General features: G+C 61.7%; 7 protein-coding genes. 2 read left to right on the top strand and 5 right to left on the bottom strand.

Annotated elements, in window-relative coordinates; genetic code table 11:
• The first annotated feature begins 11 nt into the window (after nt 1-11).
• Nucleotides 12-971 (top strand): alpha/beta hydrolase, encoded by a 960-nt coding sequence (locus OC605_RS11700; protein ID WP_262137252.1) that lies wholly within the window; start codon nt 12-14, stop codon nt 969-971.
• A gap of 919 nt (nt 972-1,890) precedes the next feature.
• On the opposite strand, the gene OC605_RS11695 is transcribed toward OC605_RS11700, so the two are convergent.
• From OC605_RS11695 to pvdM, 5 genes are all read right to left on the bottom strand, one after another.
• Nucleotides 1,891-4,374, bottom strand: coding sequence for a TonB-dependent siderophore receptor (locus OC605_RS11695; protein ID WP_177421669.1), 2,484 nt, complete (start codon nt 4,372-4,374; stop codon nt 1,891-1,893).
• Between the two features lie 114 nt (nt 4,375-4,488).
• Nucleotides 4,489-6,138, bottom strand: a complete 1,650-nt coding sequence (locus OC605_RS11690) for a cyclic peptide export ABC transporter (protein ID WP_262137249.1) — start codon at nt 6,136-6,138, stop codon at nt 4,489-4,491.
• Nucleotides 6,139-6,247: 109 nt separating this feature from the next.
• Complete coding sequence (locus OC605_RS11685) at nt 6,248-7,135, bottom strand: formylglycine-generating enzyme family protein (RefSeq protein ID WP_016773898.1); 888 nt, start codon at nt 7,133-7,135, stop codon at nt 6,248-6,250.
• A 36-nt stretch (nt 7,136-7,171) separates the two neighbouring features.
• On the bottom strand, nt 7,172-8,458 hold the full coding sequence (locus OC605_RS11680; RefSeq protein ID WP_262137247.1) for an aminotransferase class V-fold PLP-dependent enzyme: 1,287 nt from the start codon (nt 8,456-8,458) through the stop codon (nt 7,172-7,174).
• Complete coding sequence (pvdM, locus tag OC605_RS11675; protein WP_101160093.1) at nt 8,455-9,819, bottom strand: pyoverdine-tailoring dipeptidase-like protein PvdM; 1,365 nt, start codon at nt 9,817-9,819, stop codon at nt 8,455-8,457. Before pvdM ends, OC605_RS11680 begins: the two co-directional genes overlap by 4 nt.
• Nucleotides 9,820-10,026: 207 nt before the next feature.
• Here pvdM and OC605_RS11670 point away from each other — a divergent pair, with 207 nt between their 5' ends.
• Nucleotides 10,027-11,652 carry a PvdJ/PvdD/PvdP-like protein gene (locus OC605_RS11670; RefSeq protein ID WP_262137244.1) on the top strand — a complete coding sequence of 542 codons (1,626 nt, stop codon included), beginning with the start codon at nt 10,027-10,029 and terminating at the stop codon, nt 11,650-11,652.
• Nucleotides 11,653-12,268 lie beyond the last annotated feature (616 nt).

Genomic DNA, 12,268 nt, shown 5'->3' with positions numbered 1-12,268 from the left:
GATTTTTATCGATGTCGTTACACCCTGATCTGGAAGCTTTCCTCGACCTCGCTCAAGACAGCCAGGACGCCGGCCTGCCGGCCATGCACCAACTGACCCCGAGCGAGGCCCGCGCCACCTTCGAGCAGACCACCGCGCAACTGCGCTGGCCGGCGCCGCAGGATCTTGAAGTCACTGAGATCGAAACACAGGTCCGTGACGGTGCGGCGCTGGCGTTGCGTTTGTATCGGCCAAGCGGTGTTGAATCGCCGCTGCCGGTGCTGGTGTATTTCCACGGTGGCGGGTTTGTCGTTGGCAGTCTGGATTCCCACGACGGCGTCTGCCGCGAGTTTTGCCAGCGCACGCCGTGTGCGGTGCTCTCGGTCGGTTATCGACTGGCGCCGGAGCACCGCTTTCCGACGGCGCTGGAGGATGGCGAGGACGCTTTGGCCTGGCTGGCGGAACAGGCTGCGAGCCTCGGCCTGGATGGTTCGCGGGTCGCGTTTGGTGGTGACAGCGCGGGTGCCACGTTGGCAACGGTGCTGGCGATTCAGGCTGTGCGGCAGCCGCACACGGTGGCTATCGCGCCGAAGGCGCAGTTGTTGTGTTATACGGTGACCGATGCTTCGCGGGTGCATGATTCGCGGCTGTTGTTTGGTGAGGGGTATTTGCTCGAGAACGACACGCTGGAATGGTTTTATCAGCACTATGCGCGTGGGCCGGAGGATTATCTGGATTGGCGCTTTTCGCCGTTGCTGGCTGAGGATTTGCGCGGGGTTGCGCCGGCTATTGTGCTGCTTGCCGGGTTTGATCCGTTGCTGGATGAAGGGCAGGCTTATGTCGACAGGCTGCGTGGGCAGGGGGTTGAGGTCGATGTCGAGGTTTGTGCCGGGTTGACTCATGATTTGTTGCGGTTGGGGGCGGTGGTGCCTGGGGTTCTGGAGGTTTATTCGAGGGTGGGTGGGGCTTGCGCGGCTCTTGAGATTGGGTGAATATCCGTTGCTTCGGTAGCGGCTGCTGGCGGTTTCGCCTGACGGCGACTTATTTTTTACAAGCGCCAAAAAAAGGAAGCAAAAACCGCTAGCTCCTGCGTTCGGCCCTCGCAGGCTCGGGTTCCTTCGCTGCGTGATCGATCCGGGCGCAGCGGCTACGGTTTGCTTCGCTGCACCTCCTTCCGCTGTGTCTGGCTGCGCCAGACGGTCGCTGCGCTCCCACGCCCGGATCAATCCCTCCACTCAGCCTTCCGACGTCGCCGGTGGATCAAGATCAAAAGCACTCGAGCTAACGCTCATTGTTGAGTGGGGCGGCTTCGCCGCGGGCAGCTGCGCTGCTTGGCTTTTCTGTGGGAGCGAGCCTGCTCGCGAAGGCGGCCTTAAAGCCGACCTGTTTTTTGAGGGTGTACCCAATCCAATTGTAGGAGCGAGCCTGCTCGCGATGGCGATCTGCGAGGCAACCAATTCCTATCGAATTCACGCGATCCAACTGTAGGAGCTGCCGAAGGCTGCGATCTTTTGATCTGGCTTTTGCTTTTGTTTTTGCTTTGGCTTTGGCTTTTGATCCGGCTCTTGATCTTTTGCCCCTTCGGCAGGCTTCGTTACGGGATCGATCCGGGCGTGGGAGCGCAGCGACCGTACGACGCAGTCGTACACAGCGGAAGGAGGTGCAGCGAAGCAAACCGTAGACGCTGCGCCAGGATCGGTTCCGTAACGAAGGTACCCCGAGCCCAAGCGAGCGGGCCGTACGCCGGGGCAAAGCCTTTTGGTTCCTTTTTGGCGTTTGAAAAAGGGACTCGCTGTAAGAGCGAAACCGCCAGCGGCAACACCCGCAGCAATGGATATGCCCCCAATCCCAAAAAACAAAAAAGCCCCACATCTCACAATGCGGGGCTCTCTCACAGCTCAAATCAAAAAATCAGAAATCAGCCTTCACCGACATCACAAAATTGCGCGGATCCCCGTAGAAGTTACCGAACCCCTCGGTACCAATGGTCGCGTAATAACGCTTGTCGAACAGGTTATTGCCGTTCAACGCCACCGACCAGGTGTCATCGATCCGATAACCAATGCGACCGTTCCAGACGGCATAACCCGCGCCGTCGACATTGTCCCCGCCCAGAGGCGAAACGCGGTAGGTGCCCGTCTGTGCATTGACACCCGCACCAATGGTCACACGGTCCAGCGGTCCGCTCAGGGCGTAATCACCCCAGACGCGCAACAGGTGACGCGGCACGTAGGAGTTGTAGACCGCGCCATCCTGAGTAGCATCGGCGTCTTCCAGCACTTTGGTCTGGGTGTAGGTATAACCGGCCAGCAATTGCAGGCGGTCGATCACTTCACCGCTGACTTCAGCTTCAAAGCCCTGGGCGCGGACCTTGCCGGAGTTGATCTGGCAGGAGCTGTCTTCGCACCGCAGGTCATCCTGGGCCGCGTCTTTCTGGATGGTGCGGAACAGGTTGAATGTGGTGTTCAAGCGACCGTCGTACCACTCACCCTTGATCCCCAGCTCGTAGCTCTGGCCAATCAGCGGCTTGAGCGTGCTGCCGTCGATGGTTTTGTACGAGCCTTGCGGGGTGAAGATGTCGGTGTAGCTGGCGTAGGCGGTCAGGTTGTCGTTGAGGTCGTAGAGCAGGCCGGCGAACGGCGTGACCTGGCCGGTTTCGGTGGACTGGGTGTTGACCTCGGTGCCTTCACCGCGGAAGTACTGCACCGAGTCGGTGTCGGATTTGTACCAGCTGACCCGGCTGCCGAGTACCAGGGTCATCGGGTCGGCGAGTTTCAGGCGGGCGATCGAGTAAGCGCCATATTGCTTGATGTGCATGTCCACCGGGCCGCCACGGGAGGCGTTGGCCAGGTAGTAGCTTTCATCCGGCTGCGGGATGTTGTGGTTCGGGTTGAACACGTTCTGGCGCTGTGGCAATGCCGCCACCGCGTAGAAGTCGTCCTTGTGCGAACGGCTGGCGTTGGCGCCGACGATCAGTTCGTGCTGCTGGCCGAAGGCGTCGAATTTGCCGTCGACGTAAGCATCGAAACCGTAGTCGCGCTGATCGTAATCATAGGTACTGCCGAGCATCAGCGTGTTGGTGGCGGTCGCGCCCAACGGCACTGTGCCGCTCGGGAAGGAATATTCCATGTCCTGAGTATTGCGCGAGTACACGCCAGCGACTTTCAGCGACCAGTCATCGTTGAACTGGTGCTTGACGTCGGCGAAGTAGGTGGCGCGTTTGCTGCGCTGGTTGTTCCACGAGGTGTTCAGGCAGGTGGAGCGTTTCAGGTGCAGGTCGGAGCCGTCGGCGTAGCGCGGCAGGCCGCCCCAGCACGGGGTGGCGTCGACGTCTTCATAGGCCATGCCCAGACCGAGGGTGGTGTCGGGGCTGAGGTCGAAGTCCAGGGCGCCGTAGTAGATCTGGTCGCGGCGTTCAGCCACATCGTAGAAATACTGACGGGTCTGCTGGGTCACCACGGCGCGGCCACGGACAGTGCCGGCGTCGTTCAGCGGGCCGCCGGTGTCGACCTGGCCGCGATAGTTGTCCCAGGTCCCGGCCGACAGCGACAGCTGCGTGTGCGGGGTGTCTTGGCCGCGCTTGCGCACGAAGTTGACGCCGCCGGCGGTGCCGCCCGCGCCCTTCATCATGCCGGCCGCACCGCGGAGGATTTCCACGCGGTCATAGATGGCCATGTCGCTGTTGAAGCTGTCCGCCTGCACGTAGCTGCTGCCGATGTCCAGCGGCACGCCGTCGTACTGGTACTGGCCGGTCATGCGGAAACCGCGTGAGTAGAAATATTTGCCGCCCATTGGCGAGTCGTAGACGGTGATGCCCGGGGTCTTCTCCATCACCTGTTCGATGGTGTTGAGGTTCTGGTCGTCGAGCATCTTGCGGGTCATCACCGTGACCGACTGCGGCGTTTCCTTCAGCGAGTGCACGCCTTTGCCGATGGTCACGCCGCCGGTGGTGTAGGAGTTGCTGCCTTCGGTGGTGGCGCCGAGGCGGTTGGCGTTGACGTTGGTCGGCGCCAGTTCCATCGCACTGCCGCCGGTGGCCGGGCCGAGCACGGTGACGGTGTTGCCGTCACGCTGATAGCGGATGCCGGTGCCGCTGAGCATGGCCTTGAGCGACTCGTCATCCTGATAGCGGCCGTTGAGGGCGCTGGAGCGCAGGCCTTGCAGGCTTTCCGGGCTGTAGACGATTTGCAGGCTGGTCTGCTGACCGAGGGTCTGCAGGGCCTGAGCCAGCGGTTGGGCCGGGATGTTCAGGGTCCATTCCTGGGCCTGGACATACGGCGCTGCCGCGAGGGTCAGTGCCAGACCCAGGCCGCTACCGGCCAGGCGTGTGCGGGTCGCGCCGTGCATCAGCAGGGCTCGAGTCAGAGGGCGAAGCATGAAACGGGATGCGGACATGAGGTTAAGACCTTGGCAGGTATAGTTGTTAATGGTTCTTATTCATCTCATTAAGACGAGGAAGCCGCGGCAAACCGGAAAAGTTTTTTTCCGGCCCGGTCGCGGCTGCCTCGATCAAGCGGTTTGCAGTTCGCTTCTGACCTTGCCGGCCTCCATGCGCACTAGCTGATCGGCAACGTCGAAGTAACGGTCGTCGTGGGAAATCACGATGATGGTTTTGCCCAGACGCTTGAGGTCGGGCAGTAGCTCGGTATAGAAGATCCGCCGGAAGGTCGGGTCCTGATCCGCCGCCCATTCATCGAACACCAGCACCGGGCGCTCTTCGAGCCAGGCATTGACCAGTGCCAGACGTTTACGCTGGCCGGTGGACAGGTCGGTGGTGCTGAACGCGCCGTCACGCACGCTGACCTTGTGCGCGATCTCCAGACGTTCGAGGTAGCGGGTGGCATCCTGCGGCACCTCACGATCGCCCTGGATCAAGTCATCGAACAGGTAGTAGTCGGCGAAGATCGTCGTGAAGTTCTGCCGGTAATCATCGCGGTTGACCGCAGTGATCGGCTTGTCGTTGACGCGGATTTCGCCCTCGGTCGGCGCGTACAGCCCCAGCAACAGTTTTATCAGCGTGGTTTTGCCGCAGCCGTTTTCACCGACGATGAACACGATGTCGCCCTGTTCGATGCGCAGGTTCACCGGGCCGAGGCGGAACGGCTCGCTGCCTTCGACGGGCGGGAAGGCGTAGCGCACGTTGCGCAGTTCCAGGCTGTTGACGGCGGCCGGCTTGCTGCCCTGATCCTGCAGCAACAGGTGCGGTTCCGGTGAGGAGAACTGTTCACTGAGTTCGGCGATGCGGCGGAAGGCAATCTGCGCGCGGCTGATGATCGGCAGGGTGCTGATCAGGTGTTCCAGCGGCCCCTTCATGTACAGCAACACCAGGACGAAACCGCTCATCACCGCTTTGTCGGCGCTCGGCCACAGCGATTGCAGGGCCAGGGCCATGCCGATGACCACGAAGAACAGCATCGAGCCAAACGACTTGGCGATGACGAAGGTGTTGATCGATCTGATCTGGGTGTCGCAGATTTTCTCGGCGGTTTTCTGAATGCCGGCGACGAACATGCGCTGACGGCGCGGGCGGTGGATACGCAGTTCCTTGGCGCCTTCGGCAATCGCGTTGTAGTGCTTTTGCAGTTCGTCTTCGCAATCGCGGGCGGCGTAGAAGCCGCGCATGCCTTTGGCCCGGGCGATGGCCTGGATGGTGGTGCCGATGGCGATGGCCACCAGCATCATCAGAAACATCGGCCACGACAGCATGGCCAGGTAGCCGAGACAACCAAGGGTCACGGTCATGGAGATCGCCAGGGGCGCGAAGGCAAAGGCGAAGTCGCTGATGGTGTCGACGTCGTGGGTCAGCACCGGAATCAGGCGATGGCTGCGATAGCGTTCGATCTGGTCGATCGGCGCCGACAGGACTTTCTCCCCCAGCTCTTTGCGCAGTTTGGCGATGATGTGCTGGCCGACGTAGTTGGTGCCGATGTCCGACAGGATCGTGGTCAGCAGGGCCAGGGCACAGAGGCCGGCGAAGATCATCACCACTGTGCGGGTCAGGCCGTCATCGGAATGCAGGGCGTTGTTGATGGTCGCCAGCAGCACGGTGACGCTCAGGCCGCCGAGCATGCCGAGCACGATGGAGGCCGAGACGATCAGGCGGAAGGGCTTGAGCAGGGCGAACAATTCGTTGATCGCCCCACGCGTAGGCTTGGTCATGGAGGATTCCTGCTTCGATGCGGAGGGAGTGCCGGTACTTAAGGAAAACGAATGGTCGCGGAGTTTCTTTAACCGAGCGCAGGCGTGGCTGCGCTCGTCGAGGGCAGTGTCAGAGGTCGCGTACTACGCGAAAGCCCAGCCAGTCGCCCTTGCTGGTCGGCCAGCTGCTGTTGCGGTTGCCCGAGCGCGAGAAGATCGGCGCCTCGCCCCAGTCGTTGCCGCGCATGACCTGGCGTTCGCAGTTTTCCTGGGTCCATGGGCGACCGTCAGCGGGCACGCCGGAGTAGTCCGGGTGGTAGCAATCGGCGGTCCATTCGTAGACGTTGCCGTGGGCGTCGAACACGCCAAACGCGTTGGCCGGGAAGGTGCCGGCCGGCGAGGTGAAGTTGTAGCCATCGGCCGCGCCGTAGGTGTTGGCGTGCTTGGAGATCTGGTAATCCTTGCCCTCATCGAACGGGAAGGGGAAAGGCCCGGTGCTGCCGCCACGCGCGGCGTATTCGCGGATCGATTCGCTTTGCAGGCGATAGGCGTGGCCGGTCTTTTTCGACAGCCAGTCGATGTAGCCCTGGGCTTCGGCGACGTTCATGCACACCGCCGGATCGCGGGGCGTCTGTTTGAATTCCGGCTTGCCGGCGGTGCAACGACGGCCCGGACGATCATCGAAGTCGTAGGGCTTGTTGCCGGTCTCGCGCACATAGGCGTCCCATTCGCCCACCAGCACCTGCGAGCGGCTGATAGCGAACGGTTTGCTGAACGTCACGGTGTGCAGCGGGCCTTCGTCCGGCTGCCGGCCGACTTCATCATCCGGCGTGCCCATGGTGTAGCTGCCGGTTGGCAACACGACCATTTCCGGGCAGTCCTTGCAGTCCTTAAACACTTTGCCCGCAGCAGGCGCGGTCGCCGCCAGGGCGCTGCCGGGCAACAGCGCAGCGCAGAGGGCGCTTAGCGCCAGTGCGGGCAGGGCTTTGGAGAGGAGTGACGCGTGAGGCTTTTTCATGGGTCGTCTCTTTGAAAGGAAAACGGCAGTCGAGGGTCAGGCAAGCAGCTTTTTGCCGAGGATGTCCATGAAGCGATCCACTTCGGCTTCACTGTTGAGCAAGCCCGGCGCGGTCCGAATCACCGGCCCGACATCGCGGCTGACCGCGTCGCAGATCACCCGGTTCTGCATCAGCCAGGCGGCCACTGCGTCGCTGTCCTGGCCCTTGATCCGGAAGAAGGTGAAGCCGGCGGAGAACTGCGAGTCGAGCGGGGTCACCAACTCGATGTTGCGGTGCTCCTGCAAGCGTTGCTTGAGGTAACTGTTGAGCTGATGAATGCGCGTCTGCACTTCGGCCTTGCCCAGTTGCAGGTGCAACTTGAAGGCTTCGTCCAGCGCCCAGCGATGCTCGAAAGCGTGGTAGCCGCCCGGGGTCATGATGGTCGAGAAGGCCGTGGCCTCGGAGAAGGTCGGCACGCTGGGGCTGACGTATTTCAGTTCTTCGGTGCGGCTGCAGACGATGCCGGTGCCGCGCGGGCCGAACATCCACTTGTGGGTGCCGGCGATGAAAAAGTCGCAGTTCATCTGCGGGAAACTCAGGTCGTCGACGCCAAAACCGTGCACACCATCAACCACGTAGATCAGCCGATCCTGGTCGTCGCGCTGACGGTTATGCTCATCGACCAGCCGCGAAATCTCGCTGATCGGCAGCTTCATGCCGCTGCCCGAATGCACCCAGGTCATGCCCAGCACGCGGGTCTCGGGGCGGATATTGCGATTGATCGTGTCGAGCACCTGATCCAGAGAAATGCTCTGCGGGTTTTCGAACAGGGTGAGTTTGCGCACGCGCGTGCCGTCACGCCGGCTGCGGAAATCGAGAATGTTGCGCGTCGAGTAGTGCTCGTGAACCGTGGTGAGAATTTCCTGATCCGCGCGCACCTGCACACTGCCGTAGATCATCGCCAGACCTTCGGTGGTGCTGCCGGTCAGGGCGATCTGCGCCGGTTTGGCTTGCAGGTACTGGCCGGCCCAGTGGCGCACATTTTCTTCGCGCTTCTCGGTGACGCCCAGATCCCAATCCATCGCCAGACCCGGATTCACATCCAGCGCCGCGCGATGGCGTTCGATCGCTTCGCGCACCGGTTTCGGATGCGAGGTGACGAGGAAGTTGGCGAAGTGAATCGCCTGAGGATCCTGCTCGAACAACTGACGCAACTGCGCCCATTTGTCCCGCGACGCAGTCGGCGCGGCAGCGATGGCCGCCGGAGCACTCAGGCTGGCGCCCAGGGGCAGGGCGGCGGCGAGCAGGCTGGCCTGCTTGAGGAAAGTGCGACGATCAGTCATGGTCGAGCCACCTCCTGGCGTGACGCCAGCGCCGGTTTCGCGGCTTTTTGCACCTGATCCCAGACGCGCATGAAGTTGCCGCCCCAGAGCTTGGCGATGTCCGCTTCGGAGTAACCGCGCTGCAGCAGTTCGGCGGTGACGTTGCGGATCTCGCCGACGTTTTCCCAGCCCTTGATGCCGCCGCCATCGTTGAAATCCGAAGCAATGCCGACGTGGTCGATACCGATCTTGCGCACCGTGTAATCGATGGCGTCGCCGAAGTCCTTGAGGGTGGCTTTCGGTTCTTCTTCGAGGATCGCGTAGAGGCCGCTGGCGTACTGGCCGAGCTTCTGTTCCGACCAGGCGGTGATGATCGGATCGCCCGGCATCAGTGCCATGGCGAGGTTGGGCAGTGGCGGCAGATCGAAGCGCGCACGCAGCGCATTGAGTTTGTCCTGCGTGCCCTGGGTCAACGGTTTCAGATACTGCGAGAAGGCGACGACCTGCACCACGCCGCCACTGTTCTTGATCAGTTGCAGCTCTTTGTCGCTGAGGTTGCGCGGGATATCCACAGCCGCCCGGGGCGCCGAGTGCGAGGCCACCAGCGGTGTGCGGCTCAGTTCGGCGACTTGCTCGAGGGCCTTGGTCGACATCTGCGAAACATCGATGATCACGCCCAGATCGTTCAAGCGCTGCACCGCTTGTTTGCCGATGTCCGAGAGACCGTCGAGGGCATCGGGCGAATCATTGAAAAACGGCAGCGGCCGCGACGAGTCGGCCCAGCTGTTGTTACCGATGTAACTGAAACCGAACATGCGCATGCCGCGCCCGGCCCACAGGTCGAGCTTGCTCAGATCGTTGCCCAGCGGGTAGGCGTTGAGCATGCTGATGAAGATCGCAAACTTGCCCTCGCCGTGCAGGCGGCGGAAATCATCCGGCGTGTAGGCGATGCCGGCCTGATTGGGGAAGTCGCGGACAATCCCGGAAATGATCTTGTAACGCACCTCCTGCTGATTGCGCGCTTCTTCGACAAAACCCTCGGTCGGACGGTGCGGGGCGTTCGGGCCGTTCCACATTTCCGGCCAGCCGAACACCGTCAGCGCCGCGCCGGACAAGCGCCCACGATTGGCCTTGACCAGGTCGAACTGGCCCGAACCATCCTTGTCGGCTTCGTGGTCATGGCTGCCGAAACTCAGCGGCACGGTGATGTGGCTGTCGAACGACAGCAGGCGATCCTGCAACTCGCTCGCCTGTTTCATCACCTTCACCGGGTAGCCGGGGTTGTTCAGGTAATCCCAGGCCAGAAATCCTGCGCCGGCACTGATCGCCAGGGCCAGCGGCAGGCCGATGAATAGAGCCTTTTTCCAACGCGGTTTTGTCATTGCCATCTCATTCAGGTTCGCCGTCGAGGTACAGGCGCAGGGGCCTTTGCTATCTGGGAAGAACGAGTGGCTGCACGGCTAATTTAGGTGTGCGTTACAAATGCCCGGCAGCGGCGCGGGTGATGATTGCCGGCGGCGTAAATTTCCGCGCCGAGCAAACGTCCTAGCTTGGATAAAGCCTGCTTCATGGCTGACACAGGTAGGGCAATGACGATCTCTCGACGCTGGTTCATGGCGGGCATGGCACTCACGGGCGCCGCGCTGCCTGCCGCTTTTTATGCACATCGTGAACTGACTCGCGAGGAGTTTCCGATCACCCCTGGCGAGGCCACGGTCGATCTGGCGGACACTGCCGGGCAACAGCTGGCGGACAATCTGCGCGGGGTCTGGGACATTCGCTTTACCGGTGCGGCGGCGGGGCTTGATGGTCTGCCGGCGCAAGGCCTGGAGCTGTTTCTCGACATTGCCCATCGTGGGCGCGGTTTGCGTGGTTATCTCGACACCGGAGCGAATCTGCGTGCCGACGGGCCTGTGCGTTATCAAGTGATTGGCGATCTGGCACCGGGCAACGGCGCCGAGATGTATTGGCGCCTGCTGCGCACCGATGCGCCGCTTGCGCCGCCGGTGTATGAATTCAAAGTCAAACTGGATGAAGTCTGGGCGGCGTTCGGCAATGCCGGCAGCGCCACGTTCACCGGGCAGGTACTGCGTCTGGATCGGCCGTTGGCCTTGCCCGAGCTGGACAATCAGTTCATCGCTATCAAGCGGCGTTTTCCCGAGGCCCGTGAACGCACCGGGCTTAATCCGCAACTGTTGGCCTGGCTGGTGGCGCCCGAGCATCGTTTGTTCCATCAGCTCTGGCACGCTACCCGCGACAAGTGGCACAAGCTCTCGGAGAAAAAACGCGAAGCGCTGCGCGGCATCGGCTGGCAGCCCGGGCCGCGTGACAAGGAGCGCGACGCCCGTGGGCCAAGCAAGGATCGCAATGGCTCGGGGGTGGATTTTTTCTTTATGCACCGGCACATGCTCGGCATCGCCCGCTCGATGCAGGACTTGCCTTCCTGGCCGGCGTTCCCGCGGCCGCAGCCTGAGCTGGAGCGCGACCGACAGGGTTTCGCCCGTTACTTCGACAACCACGACGGCAACTCACTGCCGCCGACCTGGCTGGCCGAGGGTGATGACGAGTACACCAAATGGGTCAGCGACATCAAAGCGGCGGAGACTTTCCAGAGCAATTTTCTGGTCTGGGAATCGCAGTACCGCGACCCGCGTTATTTGTCGAAATTGACCCTTGGCCAGTTCGGTTCGGAAGTCGAACTGGGCCTGCACGACTGGCTGCACATGCGCTGGGCCTCGGTGGCGCGGGATCCGTCCAATGACATTCCGGTGCCGATGGCGCGCGATCAGGCGGACTTCGCCGCGCGCTGGTATGCGCCGGAAAACGACTTTCTCGGTGATCCGTTTTCCTCCCATGTGAACCCGGTGTTCTGGCGCTTTCATGGTTGGATCGATGATCGCCTGGAAGACTGGTTCCGCGCCCATGAACGTTTTCATCCGGGCGAAGTGAGCCGTTTGGAAGTCAACGGCGTGCCGTGGTTTGCACCGGGACGCTGGGTGGAAGTCGCCGACCCCTGGCTCGGCCCCGACACCCACGGCTGCAGCACCGTGCCCGGCCTGCAAGTCGGACGTTCAGTGGAGATGGACCCGGAAACCATGAAACTGGCGCTGCGCATCACTTTTGGCGACGAAGACAACATGACCGAACTGTTCCGCAAAGTGCCACAGCGCCCCTGGTATGCGCGGCACCTGAAGGTCAAGGGCCGACAGCTCTAGATTGGTTCAACACACACACACACACTCAGAATAGTTCGCAATCCCCTTGTGGGAGCGAGCCTGCTCGCGAATGCGGAGTGTCATCCAGATGCATCAGTGCCTGACAGGACCTCTTCGCGAGCAGGCTCGCTCCCACATGGGCCTTGGTCGTGCCGAAAATTTCTGTCCAAACCGAATTCCATTTGTGGGAGCGAGCCTGCTCGCGAATGCGGAGTGTCATCCAGATGCATCAGTGCCTGACAGGACCTCTTCGCGAGCAAGCTCGCTCCCACATGGGCCTTGGTCGTGCGGAAAATTTCTGTCCAAACCGAATTCCATTTGTGGGAGCGAGCCTGCTCGCGAATGCGGAGTGTCATCCAGATGCATCAGTGCCTGACAGGACCTCTTCGCGAGCAGGCTCGCTCCCACATCGGGCCTTGGTCGTGGCGGAGATTTCTGTCCAGACCGAATTCCATTTGTGGGAGCGAGCCTGCTCGCGAATACGGTGTGTCATTCAGATGCATCAGTGCCTGACAGGACCTCTTCGCGAGCAAGCTCGCTCCCACATGGGCATTGGTTGTGCGGAAAATTTCGGTCCAATCCGAATTCCATTTGTGGGAGCGAGCCTGCTCGCGAA

Source organism: Pseudomonas sp. Marseille-Q5117, assembly GCF_946901175.1.
In the GTDB taxonomy this organism is placed as follows: Bacteria; Pseudomonadota; Gammaproteobacteria; order Pseudomonadales; family Pseudomonadaceae; genus Aquipseudomonas; species Aquipseudomonas iranensis.
Note: the sequence above shows the minus strand (reverse complement) of the source record. Positions and strands in the feature narration are given on the sequence as shown.